Genomic DNA, 18,106 nt, shown 5'->3' with positions numbered 1-18,106 from the left:
CGATCACGACACGGCGTGCGGCTCGTTCGGCGGGGAGGCGGTCGGCGCGGATCCGAGCTCGTTGACGGCGCGGATGAGGTGATGCAGCTCGCCGACGCGGTGCCGGTCGAAGTCCATGATCAGCCGCGGCATGTCGAGACGGTCGTCGTCCTGCCGCTCTCGCCGGAGAGGGGCCGTGCGCTCTATCCGGCCGCCGGTCAGCAGATGAGAGAACCGCTGCGAAAGGTCGGCGACCTCAGCGTCGGTGGGTTCGGCGCACAGGCGCAGGACGAGGCGCGAACCGATCCAGCGCAGCGAGTCGTAGTTCCGCCAGAACCCGCTGATCTCCGCCTCCGCATCGGCCACCGAGTCCGTGATGAGGACGCGGTCGAGGTCGTCGGGAGAGATGACCCCCGACGGGATGAGCTGCTCCCGCGCGAACCGCTCCAAGCCGCGCCAGAACGTGCCGCCGGGGGCGTCCAGGAGCACGATCGGCGTCGGCTCCGCCTTGCCGGTCTGCTGCAGGGTGAGCAGTTCGAACAGCTCGTCCAGGGTGCCGAAGCCGCCCGGGACGGCGACGAACCCCCGTGACTCCTTGACGAGCATGAGCTTGCGCGTGAAGAAGTACTTCATCGCGACGACGCGATCGGCCTCGGCGATCACGGCGTTCGGCTTCTCTTCGAACGGGAGGCGGATCGACACGCCGAGCGACCGCTCGGGCCCTGCACCCTCGGCGGCCGCCTGCATGATGCCCGGACCGGCACCCGTCACGACCATCCAGCCGCGGTCGGCGAGCGCACGCGCGATGTCGGCCGCGGCCCGGTACAGCGGGTCATGCGGCTGCGTCCGCGCCGACCCGAAGATCGTGACCTTCGGCGACGACCGGTACGGCGCGAACAGCGAGAACGCCGAGCGCATCTCCGACAGCGCGGCCGACGCGATCTTCAGGTCCAGGCGATCGGTGTCGTCGACTCCCAACCCCACCCCCGTGACGAGGATGCGTGCGACGAGGTCGACATCCTCCTCGACACCGGCATGCGAGAGAAGGGTGCGGATGGCGTCGGTGACGTCACCGTCGAGGGAGGACGTGGAGCTCGGCGACATGCCACCAGGCTGTCACGATCCGACGTCCCACGGGTGAACGACAGGCTCTCCGGCGGTGACGGATGCCGGCGCTCAGGCGGTCAGCGCTGCGACCGCATCCGCCGCGGCGAGCGTGGTGCGCTCTCCCGACCGGCGATCCCAGAGCTCGACCTGGCCTTCCGCGGCGCCCCGGCCGACGATGAGGATCTTCGGCACGCCCACGAGCTCCGCATCGCCGAACTTCACGCCGGGCGAGACCTTCGGGCGGTCGTCGAAGAGCACGTCGCGCCCTGCGGACTCGAGGTCGGCGGCGAGTTCCTCAGCGAGGTCGAAGGCCGCCGCATCCCGTCCGGTCGCGACGACGTGGACGTCGAACGGCGCGATCGACTCGGGCCACACGAGCCCCCGGTCGTCGTTGTTGAGCTCGGCGAGGATCGCGAGGATGCGCGTCACGCCGATGCCGTACGAGCCCATCGTGACGGTGACGAGCTTGCCGTTCTCGTCGAGGACCTTCAGGCCGAGCTTCTCGGCGAAGAAGCGTCCCAGCTGGAACACGTGGCCGATCTCCATGCCGCGGGCGAGCTCCACGGGACCGGAGCCGTCGGGCGCGGCGTCGCCGGCGCGGACGTCCGAGACGTCCACGACGCCGTCGGCGGTGAAGTCGCGGCCGTAGACGACGGAGTGCGCGTGCTTCTCGTGCTCGTTCGCACCCGTCACCCAGGCGGTGCCATCGACCACCCGGGGGTCGACGAGATAGCGGATGCCGGTGGCCGACTCCTCTCCCAGGACAGCGCCGTTCGGCGACCAGGGTCCGATGTACCCCTTCACGAGACCGGGGTGCGTGGCGAAGTCGGCCTCGGTCGCGGCCTCGACCTCGGCGGGCGCGAAGGCGACCTCGGCGCGCTTGTCGTCGATGTCGCGGTCACCGGGGAGCCCGACGACGACGAGCTCACGTGTGCCGTCGAGATGGGTCAGCGCGAGCACGACGTTCTTGAGCGTGTGTGCGGCCGTCCACTGCTGCACACCGTCGGTCGCGGGACCGGCGATGCCGGGCGCGGGTGCCTCCAGATGCGCGTTCGTGTGCGCGACGAGGGTCTCGATCGTCGGCGTACCGGGCGAGTCGAAGACGACGGGCGCACCGCCCGGGATCGGCAGGGCGTCGGGCACGACGGTCGCGAAGGCCTCCACGTTGGCGGCGTACCCGCCCGCGGAGCGGACGAAGGTGTCCTCGCCGACGGCGATGGGGTGCAGGAACTCCTCGCTGCGCGCGCCGCCCATGAGGCCGTTGTCGGCGGCGACGATGACGTACTCCATGTTCAGGCGCGTGAAGATCCGCTCGTAGGCGTCGCGCTGCGACTGGTACGAGACGTCCTGGCCCGCGTCCGTGTAGTCGAACGAGTAGGCGTCCTTCATCGTGAACTCGCGACCGCGCAGGAGGCCCGCGCGGGGGCGCGCCTCATCCCGGTACTTGTTCTGGATCTGGTAGATCGTCAGCGGCAGATCCTTGTACGACGAGTACAGGTCCTTCACGAGCAGGGTGAACATCTCCTCGTGCGTGGGCGCGAGCAGGTAGTCGGCGCCCTTGCGGTCCTGCAGACGGAAGATGCCGTCTCCGTAGGAGGTCCAGCGGCCGGACTCCTCGTAGGGGTCGCGGGGCAGGAGGGCCGGGAAGTGCACCTCGAACGCGCCTGCCTCCGCCATCTCCTCACGGATGATCTGCTCGAGCTTCGCCTTCACGCGCAGACCCAGCGGCAGCCACGTGAAGATGCCGGGCGCGGCACGGCGGATGTAGCCGGCGCGCACCAGCAGCCGGTGGCTGGTGACCTCGGCGTCGGCCGGGTCTTCGCGGAGCGTGCGGAGGAAGTATGTCGAGAGACGGGTGACCACGAGGGTCAAGTCTAGGACCGCCCGCCGGCCGCGCGTGGCGGGTGACGCGTAGCCTGGACGGATGCCGACACTGCTGCTGACCGGCTTCGAACCCTTCGCGGGCGACACCGTCAATCCTTCCGGTGACGCGGTCCGCGCCGTCGCCGAGCGGTGGACCGGGTCGGATCGTCTCATCACCGAGGTTCTGCCCGTCACCTTCGACGGCGCCATCGCACGGATGGCGGCCTTGCTCGACGAGCACCGACCGGACGTCGTCCTCGCCACCGGTCTCGCCGGCGGCCGCACCGCCGTCACTCCGGAGCGCATCGCGGTGAACCTCGCCGATGCCCGGATCCCCGACAACGTCGGTCACCGCCCGCAGGACGCCGCCGTCGTCGAGGGCGGCCCCGCCGCATACTTCGCGACACTCCCGGTCAAGGCGATCAGCGCGGCCCTCGGAGCGGCCGGCATCCCGTCCACCCTCTCGCACACGGCGGGCACCTTCGTCTGCAACGCGACGATGTACGCCGCGCTCCACGCGACCGAGGGCACCGCCACGCGCGCCGGATTCATCCATCTGCCGTGGGCCGAGGGGACCGGGCCCGACGGAGCACCGAGCCTGCCGATCGAGACCATCAGGGACGCCCTCGAGATCGCGGCGCGTGTGGCGCTCGCTTCCGAGGACGACGTCGCTGCAGCAGGCGGCGAGCTGTCCTGAGAAAGGCGGTCCGGCTCGACCCGACGAGGGCCGCCCGGACCTACACTGACCGCGTGCCCAGCCGTCGCGCGCGTCTCGTCTCCCCCGCCCAAACGGAACTCCGCGACGCGCTCGCTGCCCTTCGCACCGAGTTCGATCTCCCGGCGGACTTCCCGGCCGATGTGCAGGCCGAGGCCGAGCACGCCGCCCGCACCGTCCCCGTCGATCCGGCGGTCGAGGAACTGGCGGACCTCCGCGACGTCCCTTTCCTCACGATCGATCCCGCGGGCTCGACCGACCTCGACCAGGCGCTGCACCTCGAGCGGACCGCCGACGGCGGCGGCATCCTGCACTACGCCATCGCCGACGTCCCGGCGTTCGTCGCCCTCGGCGGGACGGTGGATGCCGAGGCCCGCCGCCGCGGCCAGACCGTCTACGCGCCCGACGGGCGGATCCCCCTCCACCCCGCCGTCCTCAGCGAGGACGCCGCCTCACTGCTGCCGGAGCGGGATCGTCGCGCCTACGTCTGGCGGTTCGAGCTGGATGCCGGGGCCCGGCCGACCTCCACGACGCTGACCCGCGGGGTGATCCGCTCCCGGGCCCAGTGGTCGTACGTGGACGCGCAGGCCGCGCTCGCGGGCGGCGGCGCGCCCGACTCCATCCATCACCTCGTCTGGTTCGGCGAGGAACGCGCCCGCCGGGAGATCGAACGCGGTGGAGCGAGCCTGAACCTCCCCGAGATCCGCGTCGTCGCCACGGCGGACGGGTACGCGCTCGAGGCCGACGACGGCATCCCGCTCGAAGACGCCAACGCGCAGGTGTCGCTGCTGACCGGGATGGCCGCGGCCGAGATCATGATCGCCGGGCGCGTCGGGATCCTCCGCACGATGCCCCCGGCATCCAACGAGGACGTCGCGGCCTTCCGCGCGCAGACCGCCGCCCTCGGTCTGCCGTGGCGCGAAGGCGTCGCCTACGGCGAGTACCTCCGGGATCTGCCGCGCACGCCTGCGGGCCGGGTCGTCCGCGACCTCGCCGCCGGACTCTTCCGCGGAGCCGGGTACGCCGCCTTCGACGGAGACCTGCCGGAGCTGACGACGCAGGCGGCGATCGCGGCTCCGTATGCGCACGTGACGGCCCCGCTCCGGCGGCTCGTCGACCGATGGTCCCTGCTCGTCTGCGACGCACTCGCCAACGGTCGCGCGGTTCCGGGCGAGGTCCGCGCCTCGCTCGCCGAGATCCCCGAGGCGATGGAGCGGTCCGCCAGGTCCGCGTCGCAGGTCGATGCGGCGGCCGTCGAGCGTGTCGCGGCGGCGGTCCTGTCGGCCCGCGTGGGCGAGGAGTTCGAGGCCGTCGTCCTCCGGCGCCGCGAGAACGGCGCGCGCGTCGCGATGTCGGATCCCCCGCTCGAGACCGTCGTCCCGGGCCTCGACGCCGAGCCCGGCAGCCTAGTCCGCATCCGCCTGGTCGCGGCGGACGTGACGACCGGCACGAGCGAGTTCACCGCCGCGTGAGCGTGTCGATTTGCACGGCGGGGCGGTGACGTGTGCAATATATTGCATGCCAGTCCCCTCCACCTCTCTCCCTCCCCGTGGACTCCTCCGCGACGAGGTGCGCGCGACGCTGCGCGATGCCATCGTCGACGGCACCCTCGCGCCGGGCGAGCAGCTCCGCGACGCGGAACTCTCCGCCTGGCTCGGCGTCTCACGGACGCCTGTCCGCGAGGCGCTCCTCGACCTCGCCCGCTCCGGGCTCGTCCTCGCCCAGCCGGGCCGATCGACGATCGTCGCGCCCATCGACGGGCGGGCTCAGCGCGATGCCGCCTCGGTCGTGGCGGCGATGCACCGCATCGCCGTCGTCGAATCCACGCCGCGCCTAACCGACGACGACATCGATCGGATGCGGCGGGCGAACGACGCCTTCGTGGCCGCCCACGCCGCCGGGGACGCCGCTGCGGCCCAGCGTGCCGACCACGACTTCCACGCCGTCGCCGTCGATCGGGCCGCCAACGAGGCCGTCCGCACGGTGCTCGCCCTCTACGGACCGGTCCTCGAGCGCGCCGAGCGCCTGCGATTCTCCTCCGACGAGGCAGACGCCTCCGCCGCCCGCCACGCCGACCTCATCCGCCACTGCACGGCGCGGGACGCCGAGTCCGCAGGCGCCGTGGCCGAGGGCCTCTGGCTCGACCTTCTCGCCGACACCACCCCTCAGGAGACCGCATGATCCTCGACCAGTTCCCCCGCCATCCGCTCACCTTCGGACCGAGTCCGCTGCAGCACCTGAAGCGGCTGACCCAGCACTTGGGCGGCGCGGAGGTCTGGGCCAAGCGCGAGGACGTCTCGAGCGGTCTCGCCTTCGGCGGCAACAAGACGCGCAAGCTCGAGTACATCGTCCCCGACATCCTCGCGAGCGGTGCCGACACGATCGTGTCGATCGGCGGCTACCAGTCCAACCACACCCGTCAGGTGGCGGCCGTCGCCGCGCATCTGGGGCTGACGGCGCGTCTCGTGCAGGAAAAGTGGGTGCCGTGGGACGAGCCGGTCAACGACAAGGTCGGCAACATCCTGCTGTCCCGCATGATGGGCGCCGACTCCCGCCTCGACGAGGCCGGTTTCGACATCGGCATCCGCGATTCGTGGAAGCAGGCGCTGCAGGAGGTGGAGGATGCCGGCGGCACCCCCTACCCGATCCCCGCCGGCGCATCGGAGCACCGCCTCGGCGGTCTCGGCTTCGCGAACTGGGCGTTCGAGGTCGCTGAGCAGGAGAAGCAGTTCGGCGTCTTCTTCGACACGATCGTCGTCTGCACCGTCACCGGGTCGACCCACGCGGGCATGATCGCCGGGTTCGCGGCGCTCGAGGAGATGACCGGTGTCCGGCGTCGGGTGATCGGCATCGACGCATCCGCCACGCTGCAGAAGACGCGCGACCAGGTCGCCCGCATCACGCGGAACACCGCCGAGCTCATCGAGCTCGGCCGCGACCTCCGCGAGGATGAGATCCAGGTCCTGGAGGGGTGGGCCGGCGACCTGTACGGAATCCCCGTCGAGTCCACGATGAACGCGATGGCGCTCGGCGCGCAGCTCGAGGCGATGATCACCGACCCCGTCTACGAGGGGAAATCGCTCGCCGGGCTCATCGACCTCGTGAAGGGCGGCGACATCCCGAAGGACTCGACCGTGCTGTACGCGCACCTCGGCGGTCAGCCGGCGATCAACGCCTACCACTCCCTCTGGAGCTGACCGGGAGCGGATGCCGGAGGTCAGGCCCGCGGCATCCGTGTCCCGTCAGGAGGTGACGACCTGGGCGGTCCCGATCGGGGCGTCCGGCCCCATCTCGTCGGCGAGACGGTTCGCCTCCGCGATGAGGGTCGCGACGATGTCCTCTTCGGGGACGGTCCTGACGACCTCGCCCTTGACGAAGATCTGTCCCTTGCCGTTGCCCGAGGCGACACCGAGGTCGGCGTCGCGCGCCTCGCCGGGGCCGTTGACGACGCAGCCCATGACGGCGACGCGCAGCGGCACGGTCATGTCCTTGAGACCCTCGGTGACGTTGTCGGCGAGGGTGTACACGTCGACCTGGGCGCGACCGCACGACGGACACGACACGATCTCGAGCTTGCGCTCGCGCAGGTTCAGCGACTGAAGGATCTGGTGGCCGACCTTGACCTCTTCGGCGGGGGGTGCCGACAGCGAGACACGGATCGTGTCGCCGATGCCCTCCCCCAGCAGGATGCCGAAGGCGGTCGCGCTCTTGATGGTGCCCTGGAAGGCGGGCCCGGCCTCGGTCACGCCGAGGTGGAGGGGCCAGTCGCCCCGCTCGGCGAGCATGCGGTAGGCCTTCACCATGACCACGGGGTCGTTGTGCTTGACCGAGATCTTGAAGTCGTGGAAGTCGTGCTCCTCGAAGAGGGATGCCTCCCACACGGCGCTCTCGACGAGGGCCTCGGCCGTCGCCTTGCCGTACTTCTCGAGGATCCGCTTGTCGAGCGATCCGGCGTTGACGCCGATGCGGAGAGAGACGCCTGCGGCCTTGGCAGCTGCGGCGATCTGACCGACGTTGCCGTCGAACTCGCGGATGTTGCCGGGATTGACGCGCACGGCGCCGCAGCCCGCGTCGATCGCGGTGTAGATGTAGCGCGGCTGGAAGTGGATGTCGGCGATCACGGGGATCTGGCTCTTGGCAGCAATGATCTTCAGCGCATCGGCGTCTGCCTGGTGGGGCACCGCCACACGGACGATCTCGCAGCCCGAGGCGGTGAGCTCGGCGATCTGCTGGAGGGTCGCGTTGATGTTGGTGGTGGGCGTCGTCGTCATCGACTGGACGCTGACGGGCGCGTCGCCACCGACGAGGACCTTGCCGACCTTGATCTGACGGCTCTTGCGACGAGGTGCGAGGACCTCCGGCACGCGGGGCATCCCGATGTTGACAGCTGGCACGGGTCCAGCCTAAGCCGCCGGGGCGCGCGCGGCACGGTGTGCGGCCGCGAGGATGCCGCCAAAGCCGCCTGTGGTAGGTTCACCCCATGTTCGCGAACCGCACGTGGTGGCGCACCGCCTGAGGCGGACGCCGCGAACATTCGACGACCGCCCGAGCTGAGAGCCCGGCGGTCGTTTCTCGTTTCATCGGCGACCGCCCCGAACGGAAGAACCACCATGACCGGCACCGCCCCGATCATCCTCGCCGACCTCGCCGCCCGCGGCGTCCCCTTCGCCCTCCTCGCCCGCGACGGCGAGACGGTCGAGGTGCTCACGGGCGAGGTCGTCGACGTCGACCTGCTCGCCGACATCCCCCTCTCCGACGCGGACGGCGCCGACCGCGAGGTCCTCGCCCTCGTGCCGTTCCGTCAGGTCGTCGAGCGGGGCTTCGCGTGCCACGATGACGAGGCACCCCTGCGCTGCCTCGTCATCGGAGAGCGACGCGCCCTCCCTCTCGCCGACGCACTCGCGCAGCTGCCGACCGACCGTATCCCGCTCGAGGACGCGGGCTTCGACATCGACGACGAGGCGTACGCCGACATCGTCCGGCGCGTCATCGCGGACGAGATCGGCCGCGGCGAAGGCGCCAACTTCGTCATCCGGCGCGACTACGTCGCCGGCGTCGGCGGCGACCCGCTCACCGCCGGCCTGACGTGGTTCCGCGCCCTCCTCGAGCACGAGCGCGGCGCCTACTGGACCTTCCTCGTCTCGACGCCCGGTCACCTCGCCGTCGGTGCCAGTCCCGAGGCGCACGTGAGCGCGCAGGACGGCATCGTGACGATGAACCCGATCTCGGGCACGTTCCGGCACCCCGCCGGCGGCGCGACCGCCGAAACGCTCACCGAGTTCCTCTCGTCCACGAAGGAGACCGAGGAGCTCTTCATGGTCGTCGACGAGGAGCTGAAGATGATGTCGGCCGTCTGCAGCGACGGCGGACGGATCACCGGCCCGCACCTCAAGGAGATGTCCCGCCTGACGCACACGGAGTACATGCTCCGCGGGACGAGCACGATGGACCCGCGCGACATCCTCCGCGAGACGATGTTCGCCCCGACCGTCACGGGCTCCCCCATGCAGAACGCCTGCACCGTCATCGCCCGTCACGAGCAGAGCCCGCGCGGCTACTACTCGGGCGTCGCCGCGCTGTTCACCCCGCGCGCCGGCGGCGGCCACGACCTCGACGCCCCGATCCTCATCCGCACCGCCTACGTCGCGGGAGGCCGACTGCGGGTGCCCGTCGGGGCGACCCTGGTGCGCCATTCCGACCCCTACGGCGAAGTCGGCGAGACGCACGGCAAGGCCGCCGGTGTCCTCGGCGCGATCGGCGCCATCCCCCGCGACACGGTCGTCACCGCCGAGGTCGACGAGGATGCGCCCGCCCCCGCGCGCCGGCCGCTGGGCGAAGACCCGGCGATCGCCGAACTCCTCGCGTCACGCAACGCCCGCCTCGCGGCGTTCTGGCTCAACCCGCAGGGTGAACCCGGACGCGGTCCTCTCGCGGGACGGACGGCCCTAGTGGTGGATGCCGAGGACCGCTTCACGACGATGCTCGCCCATCAGCTGCGTCACCTCGGCTTCGAGGTGACGATCGCCCACTGGTCGGAGGCGACCCCGGATGCGGTCGCCGCGGCCGACCTCGTGGTCTCGGGCCCCGGCCCCGGCGACCCCCGGGATGCGGACAGCGAGCGGATCGCGAGACTGCGCCACGTCGTGGGCGCCCGCCTCGATTCCGGCGCGCCGCTGTTGGCCGTGTGCCTGAGCCATCAGGTGCTCGCCGACCGGCTGGGCATCGAGCTCGCGCCCCTGGCGAGCCCGCACCAGGGGCTGCAGAAGACGGTCGACGTGTTCGGGGCCGAGGCATCCATCGGGTTCTACAACACCTTCACCGCGCGCGTCGCGCCGGGGACCGACCGGGTGGGGGCGACCCACGTCGCCGCGGACCCCGCCACCGGCGACGTCTACGCACTCCGTGGTCCGGGGTACGCGTCCGTTCAGGGCCACCTGGAGTCGATCCTGTCGCGCGACGGGCTGACGACCCTCGAGCGGCTCGTGACGCACGCGCTCCAGCCCGCTGAGGGCTGACGCGACGTCAGCCGAACAGCTGGACCGGGTTGACGATGTCGGCGAGGATCAGCGTCCCGCCCATGAGGATGAGACCGATCACGACGACGTAGGTGACGGGGACGAGCTTCGTGGCGTCGACAGGTCGCGGTGCGCGGCGCCCCGTCAGTCGTGCCCAGGCACGCTTGAGTCCGTCCCAGAGCGCCACCACGATGTGACCGCCGTCGAGCGGGAGCAGCGGCACGAGGTTGAAGACGAACAGGGCGATGTTCAGCGACCCGAGCAGGGTGAGCATGCCCGAGATCCGGTCGAGCACGGGAGCTTCGGTCGCCGCGACCTCGCCCGCGATGCGGCCGGCGCCGACGACCGAGAGCGGTCCGTTCGGATCGCGTCCGGCACCCGTGAACGTGTCCACCGCTGTCTGGTAGACGCGCGCCGGGAGCTGCCAGATGATCCCCATGACCCGTCCGGTCTGCTCGATCGCCGCCTGCGGTCCGTCCCAGATCGGCTGCGGGACCCGCGCGACCGTGGCGGTCATCCCGACGAAGCCGACCTCGGCCGTCTTCGAGGTCCCGTCCTCCCCCGCGATCTGACGGGTGGCGAGCACGGGGGTGACCTGGAGCGTCTCGCGGCGGCCGTCGCGATCCACGACGACCGGAAGGGTGGCGCCCGGGGACTTCTGGATGATCGCGGATGCCTCGGCGAAGGTGTCGACGGCGGTCCCGTCCACCGAGACGAGGACATCGCCCGGACGGATGCCGGCGGCCGCCGCCGGGGATGCGGGGTCTTCGGGGGCGCACGCCGTCTGGGACGTCCCGGCCGGCAGGACGCACTCGTTGACGGCGGCGACCGTCGTCGTCGCTGTCTGCAGACCGATGCCCGAGAAGACGATGCCGAACAGGATCACGGCGAGCACGAGGTTCATCACCGGCCCACCGAGCATGATGATGACCCGCTTGTAGACGGGAAGTCGATAGAAGGCGCGCTCCGCACCGTCTCCCTGGAGCGTCTCCTCGTTGACGACGCGGGCGTCCTGGATCATCGCTTCGAACAGGCGTCGACGGCGGACGGGGCCGCCCTCGGGTTCCCCGGCGGCCGCCGCCTTCGACGGCGGGTACATGCCGGCCATCGAGATGAACCCGCCGAGCGGGAGCAGCCGGAAGCCGTACTCCGTCTCGCCGATCCGACGCGAGAAGATCCGCGGACCGAAGCCGATCATGTACTGGCTGACACGCACGCGGAACGCCTTCGCCGGGGCCAGGTGTCCGACCTCATGGAGGGCGATGGAGACGGCGAGTCCGACCACCAGCACGAGGACGCCGACGATGAATGCGAGAACGGTCACGAGCCGACGCTACCCCCGCTCACTATGAACCTGCGATGACCGCGCTCGCCACCACCGGGACGCTCCCGATCTAGGCTGGTGGGGTGATCCTCCGCCCCGTCGACTCGCGTCGCGCACGCGTCGTGCGAGCGGGCGGAGCGGCGGCGATCGCCACTCTCACAGCGTCCGCCGCGCACACCCTCGGAGGCGGCATCCCTCCCGCGCCGTGGCTCGTCCTCACGGTGATGCTCCTGTCGTGGCCGCTCGCGCTGGCGATCGTGGGACGCCGTCCCGGGTCGGTCCGCACGGCCCTGGCGGTCGTGTCCGCGCAGGCGCTGCTGCACACCGCGTTCGCGCTGGTCGGCGGTGCGGAACCGCACGGGATCTGGGGGACGCACCATCACGGCCGCCTCATCCTCGACGCCACCGCCGCTGCCGGTGCCCCACCGGACACCGGCATGCTGTCGGCCCACGTCGTCGCGGCGATCGTGACCGCAGCGATGGTCTGCCACGGCGAACGGATGCTGCGCGCCACGGCCCGCGGCATCCGCTACCTCCTGCGCCTCCGGACGCCTGCGCTCCTCTCACCGACGCCTGTGCCGACCGCGGCCGGCCCGCTGCCGCGTCGTCCGCGGCCCCGGCTGCTTCTCGCCGACCTCTCCCGACGCGGCCCGCCGCGCTGAGCCCGCCGCTCCCGCAGCGGCCGACGCTCACCATTCATCCGCGGGCCCCGGGCCCGCATCCCTCACGGAGACCTCGATCATGACCACCCGTTCTGCGCGCCGTTCCGCGCTCACCCTCACCGGCCTCGCCCTCGGCGGCGCCCTCGTCCTCGCCGCTCCCTTGGCGGCATCCGCGCATGTGCACGTCCACGCCGACGGGGCCGCCGCCGGCGCGACCTCGCGCCTGGAGTTCTCGTTCAGCCACGGCTGCGACGGTGCAGCGACCACCGCGCTCGTCTTCGACATCCCGCAGGGGGTCGACAACGTCACCCCCGTCGTCGACGGCGTGTGGAAGGTCAGCCGCGTCCTCGGCGAGAACAACGTCCCGACGCAGCTGACCTACACCGCCATCACACCGATCGAGAACGGCTACGCCGCCTCGGCATCCTTCGACGCGCTGTTCTCGTCGAAGGTCGGCGGCACCGACGTCGCCTTCCCTGTGACGCAGGAGTGCGTGTCCGGGGAGACCGAGTGGAATCAGATCGCCAAGGACGGCGAGGACCCCGAATCGCTCGAGTCCCCCGCCCCCGTCGTCGCGGTCGGCGCGGCCTCGGCGGCGTCGTCGGACCACGATGACGACGGCGACCACGACGAGCACGTCGCCGCCGCACCGGCGGCGACCGAGACGACCTCCACCGACCCGATCGCCACGTGGCTCGGCGGCGGAGCCCTCGTCCTGGGAGCGGCCGCGCTCGTCGTCGCGATTCTGAACCGCCGCAGGGTCTGAGCCGGGCCGGCCGGAGGCCGGATGCGATGATGGAGGGACCATGCAGAACCCCTCCGCCCCGCCACCCGTCCTCCGGCCGTCGGCTCCGACGGCCGTGCCCCTCGCCGACATCGCGGCGCATCTCGGCGTCGACGCGCGCGAGGTCTTCGACGGAGTCAGCGTCCGCGGCGTGACCCTGGCCACGGCCGACCTCCGCCCCGGCGAGCTGTTCGTCGCCGTTCGCGGCGTGCACCGGCACGGCGCGGAGTTCGCCGCCGACGCGATTGCGCAGGGTGCCGTCGCCGTCGTGACGGATGCCGCCGGCGCCGCGCTCCTGGCGGACGCCCGGGTTCCCGTCCTCGTCGTCGAGAACCCCCGCGCGATCCTCGGAGATCTGTCGGCGCTCGTCTACGGGACGGGAGCGGATGCCGCGCTCCCCCCGCTCCTGGCCGTCACCGGCACGAACGGCAAGACGAGCGTCACCCACCTCATGGAGGGGATGCTGCACGGCCTCGGCGTCGTCACGGGCCTGTCCTCGACCGCGGAGCGTCACATCGCGGGCGAGGTGATCCCGTCGCGGTTGACGACGCCCGAGGCGTCCGAGATGCATGCCCTCATCGGCCTCATGCGTGAGCGCGACGTGCAGGCGATCCTCGTCGAGGTGAGCGCTCAGGCACTCACGCGCCACCGCGTCGACGGGCTCCATTTCGACGTCGCCGGATTCACCAACCTGTCGCACGACCACCTCGACGACTACCGCGACATGACGGAGTACCTCGCCGCCAAGGCAGCGCTGTTCACTCCGGCACGCGCGCGACGGGCCGTAATCTGCGTCGACCAGCCGGCGGGCATTCGGATCGCGGCGACCACCGGCATCCCCGCCACGACCGTCCTCACCCCGGCGATCGCCGAGGACCCGACCGTCGCAGCCGACTGGCGGGTGGAGATCACGTCGGAGACCCCTGAGGGCACGACGTTCACCCTCAGCGGCCCGGCCGGCGCACTCACGACCACCGTTCCCGTCATCGGCCCGCACATGGCCTCGAACGCGGGCGTCGCCATCGTGATGCTGCTCGAAGCCGGATGGGAGTGGGCGGCGCTGACCGGCCTCATCGACGGCCGACGCATCGACGCCCGCCTTCCCGGCCGCATCGAGCGGCTCTCAGGCGAGCGGGGCCCCGCGCTCTATCTCGACTTCGGCCACTCCCCCGACGCGTTCGCCAAGACGCTCGACGCGGTGCGCCGGGTCACGCCCGGACGCGTGATCATGGTCTGCGGGGCCAACGGCGACCGCGACACCACGAAGCGTGCCGACATGGGCGCCGTCGCAGCGCTCGGGAGCGACATCCTCGTCATCACGGACCAGCATCCTCGCTCAGAGGACCCCGAACTGATCCGACGCGCTCTTATCGACGGGGCCCTCGCGGCGAAGCCCGATGCGGTCATCCGCGAGGTGACGCCTCCGGAAGAGGCGATCGCGACGGCCGTCTCGCTGGCCGGTGACGGCGACGCGATCCTCTGGGCGGGACCGGGCCATCAGCACTACCGCGAGATCCAGGGCGTCCGGACGCCCTTCGATGCGGCGGGCGCTGCACGGGACGCGCTTCGGCGCAGCGGCTGGCCGATCCCGGGCTGAGCCTCGCTCAGCGCTCGGCGATCACCCGATCCGCCGTTTCCCGTGCCCACCGCTCGGCCTCGGCGAGAGACTCCCGGGTGAGCTCGCTCGGGGCATCGTGCGCGTCGACGACCCGCGAGATCGTGTCGACGATGCCGAGGAACGGCAGCGCACCCTCGTGGAAGGCATCGACCGCCTGCTCGTTGGCGGCGTTGAACACGGCCGGATAGGTCGCTCCGGCGACCCCGACCTGCTTGGCGAGGCCTACGCTCGGGAAGGCATCGGCGTCGAGCGGCTCGAAGGTCCAGGTCGACGCCGAGGTCCAGTCCAGCGGAGCGCCGACACCGGCGACGCGATGCGGCCAGTCGAGCGAGAGCGAGATCGGCAGGCGCATGTCGGGCGGGGACGCCTGGGCGATCGTCGAGCCGTCGATGAACTCGACCATCGAGTGCACGATCGACTGAGGGTGGACGGTGACGTCGATGCGGTCGTAGGGGATGCCGAAGAGGAGGTGCGCCTCGATGACCTCGAGGCCCTTGTTGACGAGCGTCGCGGAGTTGGTCGTCACGACGCGTCCCATGTCCCAGGTCGGATGCGCGAGGGCCTCGCGAGGCGTGACATCACGCAATCGGTCGCGCGTGCGTCCTCGGAACGGTCCCCCCGAGGCGGTGAGGACGAGCCGGCGCACTTCGGCCGGGTCACCTGACCGAAGGCACTGCGCGATCGCTGAGTGCTCGGAGTCGACCGGGACGATCTGACCGGGGGCCGCGAGCTTCGTCACGAGCGGCCCACCCACGATGAGCGACTCCTTGTTGGCCAGCGCGAGCACCGCCCCTGACTCGAGGGCCGCGAGGGTCGGCCCGAGCCCGACGGAGCCGGTGATGCCGTTGACGACCACGTCGGCCTCGACATTGCGGACGAGGCGCTCGGCATCGGCCGCGCCGAGCGCGGTCTCGCTCACGCCGAACTCGTCGGCCTGCACCTGCATCCCGTCGCGATCGCGCCCCGCGGCGAGACCGACGACCTGGAACCGGTCGCGGTTCGCGCGGATGACATCGAGCGCCTGCGTTCCGATCGAGCCGGTGGAACCCAGGATCAGGATGCGTCGCATAGCCCTCACCCTACCGGCGGGCGTCGAGGCGCCGCCGAAGCGTCAGTCCTCGGGGGAACCCGCCGTGGGCGACTGCGCGCCGAGGATGTCGACGACGAAGACGATCGTCTCGCCCTTCAGGTCGGTCTCGTTGATCTTTCCTTCGCCGTAGCCTTCGGCGGGCGGGATCACGACGAGGACCTGAGACCCCACGGTCTGCCCCTCGAGGGCTTTCTGGAAGCCCTCGACGTACTGCGTCGTGGGATACGCGATCGGCGTCCCCTTGTCCCACGTCGAATCGAACGTCGCACCGTTCGACCACCGTACGCCCGTGTACTGGATGAGGGCGTAGTCGCCCTTCTTCACGGTGTAGCCGTCGCCCTTCTTGAGGACGGCGAGCTCGGTCTCGGTCGGCGGCTCCTCGCCCTTCGGGATCGTGACCTTCGGTGCCCCGGTGGGAGCGAGCTCCACCTTCGGGAAGCCCGCGGGCGCCTCCTGCGGCTCGCCCCACGCGGCCGTCGGCACGGTGCCGAGCAGGTCGAGCACGTAGACCTCGGCCTGGGCCTTGTCGGTCGCGGGGAACGCGGCGACGACGCGCTCACCGATCTTGCCGCATCCGAACACCTGGCCGAGGACCGAGTCCGCCGACAGCTGCGAGGGGAGGAACTCACCGGGCTTGTACCCGACGGTGGCAAGCTCGTCGCCGGTCTTCGCGTTGTAGGCGGTCATCGCGTACGAGACGAATTCGCCGGGCTTGACGGCCTTGCCCTTGCCCTCGTCGAGCACGGTCACTTCGAGTTCCTTCGGCTCCAGCGGAGTCGTGAACGTCGCTTTCGAGGGCTTACCGGCGTCGCCGTCGACCTTGACGGACTCGGATGCCGAACCGGACGGAGCCGCCGCGGCGCAGAGATCTGCGGCCGCAGTCCCGGTGGGCTGGGCCGAGCCCTGACCGGCCGCGCACCCGGCCAGGATGAGGACGGCCGCAGCGGCGGCGGAGACGGCGGCGAAGGGACGAAGACGCACGGATGAACCTCACAGATGAACGGGGAGTCGTTACATCCTCCCCCAGGTTCTTTTGTCCGGGGTGTGAGTCGCTCCGATTCGTCCGCGGATCGGCGGATCCGTCATGTCGGGACGCGCATGGGTTTGGCAGTACCCTCTTCTGGTGACCGAAGCGCCGACTCCACCCGAGACCTCCGCCGAGTCGTCCGCAGATGAACTCGCCCGCGCCGGCGGACTCTACTATCTCGTTCGCTGGGGGTTCGGACCGCTCGCACGACTCTTCTACCGCCCCCGCATCGAGGGTGCGAAGAACATCCCCCGGTCGGGACCGATCATCCTCGCCAGCAACCACTTGAGCTTCATCGACTCGTTCGTGCTGCCGCTGTTCGCCCCGCGCCCCGTGTACTTCCTCGCCAAGTCGAGCTACTTCGACGGCGGCGGCGTGAAGGGCTGGTTCAGCAATCGCTTCTTCCGCGCCCTCGGCGCCACCCCGGTTCAGCGCGGCGCCGGCCAGGCCGCCCTCGACGCCTTGGACCAGCAGCGCCGCATCCTGCAGTCCGGTAAAGCGATCGCCCTCTACCCCGAAGGCACGCGCTCGCTGGACGGACGCCTTTACAAGGGGCGCACCGGTGTCGCCTTCCTCGCCCTCGAGACCGGGGCCAAGGTCGTGCCGGTCGGAATCGTGGGGACCAACGACGCGATGCCGGTCGGCGCCAAGTGGCCTCGGCTCTCTCCCCGCGTGACGATCCGCTACGGCGAGCCGATCGATCTCTCGCACCACGGTGCGTCATCGTCCGGCCGTGCCCGGCGACAGGCGACCGACGACATCATGGCGGCGATCCACGCGCTTTCGGGGCAGGAACTGGCGGGCGCGTACAACGAGGTCCCGGCGCAGAACCCGGTGGAACGCCTCAAGCAGGTGCTCCCCCACGAGCGGCGCTGACCGATCCGCGCATGTCCCGGGTTCACGCTGCCGTGACGACCGCCTCGTGGCGCACGGGGAAGTTGACCGAGTTCGCGATGAAGCACCACTCGTTCGCCTGACGGTGCGCCGCCTCGGCGGCGGGGATCATCGCCTCGTCGGCGACGGTCACCCGAGGGCGGAGGATGACCTCACGGAAGGCGCCTCCGCCTTTCCCGTCCAGCACCAGGGTGCCCGTCGCGTCGTCCTCGTACGAGGTCACGACGACGCCCGCGGTGACGCAGGCGTGGAGGTACGACAGCAGATGGCACTCCGACAGAGCCGCAAGGAGCAGATCCTCGGGGTTCCAGCGAGTCCGGTCGCCGCGGAACGGGCGGTCGCTCGAGCCGAGGAGATCCGGTTTGCCGTCGACGCGGAGGGTCACGTCCCGGTCGTAATCCCGGTAACCGCTCGTCCCGGTGCCCCGGTCCCCGGTCCATCGAGCGTTGACGCGATAGTGGTGTTCGTCGTGCACGCGGCCAGTCTTGCACGCTCGGAGCCACGGCCGCGCCGGAGAGGCTGGGTAGG

Annotated in this window: 16 protein-coding genes; 9 read left to right on the top strand and 7 right to left on the bottom strand. The window is 71.1% G+C overall.

Features of this window, described 5'->3' with window-relative positions; translation table 11 throughout:
• Positions 1-3 precede the first annotated feature (3 nt).
• Together ACIQLK_RS13080 and ACIQLK_RS13075 are read right to left on the bottom strand one after the other, a co-directional pair.
• A complete protein-coding gene (locus tag ACIQLK_RS13080; protein ID WP_400365230.1) occupies positions 4-1,083 on the bottom strand; it encodes a TIGR00730 family Rossman fold protein in 1,080 nt (359 codons plus the stop codon).
• Between the two features lie 72 nt (positions 1,084-1,155).
• A complete protein-coding gene (locus ACIQLK_RS13075) occupies positions 1,156-2,949 on the bottom strand; it encodes a proline--tRNA ligase (RefSeq protein ID WP_400365228.1) in 1,794 nt (597 codons plus the stop codon).
• A gap of 61 nt (positions 2,950-3,010) precedes the next feature.
• On the opposite strand from ACIQLK_RS13075, the gene pcp reads away from it, so the two are divergent.
• The 4 genes from pcp to ACIQLK_RS13055 are packed head-to-tail and all read left to right on the top strand — an operon-like array spanning position 3,011 to position 6,861.
• Entirely contained in the window at positions 3,011-3,646 is a 636-nt protein-coding gene (gene pcp / locus ACIQLK_RS13070) for a pyroglutamyl-peptidase I (protein ID WP_400365226.1), read from the top strand.
• Positions 3,647-3,699: 53 nt separating this feature from the next.
• Complete coding sequence (locus ACIQLK_RS13065; RefSeq protein WP_400365224.1) at positions 3,700-5,136, top strand: RNB domain-containing ribonuclease; 1,437 nt, start codon at positions 3,700-3,702, stop codon at positions 5,134-5,136.
• Between the two features lie 46 nt (positions 5,137-5,182).
• Positions 5,183-5,845 (top strand): GntR family transcriptional regulator, encoded by a 663-nt coding sequence (locus tag ACIQLK_RS13060; RefSeq protein WP_400365222.1) that lies wholly within the window; start codon positions 5,183-5,185, stop codon positions 5,843-5,845.
• On the top strand, positions 5,842-6,861 hold the full coding sequence (locus ACIQLK_RS13055) for a 1-aminocyclopropane-1-carboxylate deaminase (RefSeq protein WP_400365220.1): 1,020 nt from the start codon (positions 5,842-5,844) through the stop codon (positions 6,859-6,861). Before ACIQLK_RS13060 ends, ACIQLK_RS13055 begins: the two co-directional genes overlap by 4 nt.
• 45 nt (positions 6,862-6,906) lie before the next feature.
• Here ACIQLK_RS13055 and ispG read toward each other — a convergent pair whose 3' ends face one another.
• Positions 6,907-8,037, bottom strand: a complete 1,131-nt coding sequence (ispG, locus tag ACIQLK_RS13050) for a flavodoxin-dependent (E)-4-hydroxy-3-methylbut-2-enyl-diphosphate synthase (RefSeq protein WP_400365591.1) — start codon at positions 8,035-8,037, stop codon at positions 6,907-6,909.
• Between the two features lie 237 nt (positions 8,038-8,274).
• Here ispG and ACIQLK_RS13045 point away from each other — a divergent pair, with 237 nt between their 5' ends.
• Complete coding sequence (locus ACIQLK_RS13045; RefSeq protein ID WP_400365218.1) at positions 8,275-10,179, top strand: chorismate-binding protein; 1,905 nt, start codon at positions 8,275-8,277, stop codon at positions 10,177-10,179.
• A 7-nt stretch (positions 10,180-10,186) separates the two neighbouring features.
• On the opposite strand, the gene ACIQLK_RS13040 is transcribed toward ACIQLK_RS13045, so the two are convergent.
• Positions 10,187-11,503, bottom strand: a complete 1,317-nt coding sequence (locus ACIQLK_RS13040) for a M50 family metallopeptidase (protein ID WP_400365216.1) — start codon at positions 11,501-11,503, stop codon at positions 10,187-10,189.
• Between the two features lie 83 nt (positions 11,504-11,586).
• On the opposite strand from ACIQLK_RS13040, the gene ACIQLK_RS13035 reads away from it, so the two are divergent.
• From ACIQLK_RS13035 to ACIQLK_RS13025, 3 genes are all read left to right on the top strand, one after another.
• Positions 11,587-12,165 (top strand): hypothetical protein, encoded by a 579-nt coding sequence (locus tag ACIQLK_RS13035; protein ID WP_400365214.1) that lies wholly within the window; start codon positions 11,587-11,589, stop codon positions 12,163-12,165.
• 79 nt (positions 12,166-12,244) lie between these two features.
• Entirely contained in the window at positions 12,245-12,931 is a 687-nt protein-coding gene (locus tag ACIQLK_RS13030) for a DUF1775 domain-containing protein (protein ID WP_400365212.1), read from the top strand.
• 40 nt (positions 12,932-12,971) lie between these two features.
• Positions 12,972-14,546 carry a Mur ligase family protein gene (locus tag ACIQLK_RS13025; RefSeq protein WP_400365211.1) on the top strand — a complete coding sequence of 525 codons (1,575 nt, stop codon included), beginning with the start codon at positions 12,972-12,974 and terminating at the stop codon, positions 14,544-14,546.
• A 7-nt stretch (positions 14,547-14,553) separates the two neighbouring features.
• Here ACIQLK_RS13025 and dxr read toward each other — a convergent pair whose 3' ends face one another.
• A complete protein-coding gene (gene dxr, locus ACIQLK_RS13020; protein WP_400365210.1) occupies positions 14,554-15,636 on the bottom strand; it encodes a 1-deoxy-D-xylulose-5-phosphate reductoisomerase in 1,083 nt (360 codons plus the stop codon).
• 42 nt (positions 15,637-15,678) lie between these two features.
• Complete coding sequence (locus tag ACIQLK_RS13015) at positions 15,679-16,638, bottom strand: FKBP-type peptidyl-prolyl cis-trans isomerase (protein WP_400365209.1); 960 nt, start codon at positions 16,636-16,638, stop codon at positions 15,679-15,681.
• 142 nt (positions 16,639-16,780) lie between these two features.
• Between ACIQLK_RS13015 and ACIQLK_RS13010 the strand changes: the two genes are divergently transcribed.
• On the top strand, positions 16,781-17,560 hold the full coding sequence (locus ACIQLK_RS13010; protein ID WP_400365208.1) for a lysophospholipid acyltransferase family protein: 780 nt from the start codon (positions 16,781-16,783) through the stop codon (positions 17,558-17,560).
• 22 nt (positions 17,561-17,582) lie between these two features.
• Here ACIQLK_RS13010 and ACIQLK_RS13005 read toward each other — a convergent pair whose 3' ends face one another.
• The gene (locus ACIQLK_RS13005; RefSeq protein WP_400365207.1) at positions 17,583-18,053 is read right to left on the bottom strand and encodes an OsmC family protein; all 471 of its coding nucleotides are present in this window, start codon (positions 18,051-18,053) and stop codon (positions 17,583-17,585) included.
• Positions 18,054-18,106: the final 53 nt, after the last annotated feature.

The organism is Microbacterium sp. NPDC091382, from assembly GCF_044757025.1.
Classification (GTDB): Bacteria; Actinomycetota; Actinomycetes; order Actinomycetales; family Microbacteriaceae; genus Microbacterium.
Note: the sequence above shows the minus strand (reverse complement) of the source record. Positions and strands in the feature narration are given on the sequence as shown.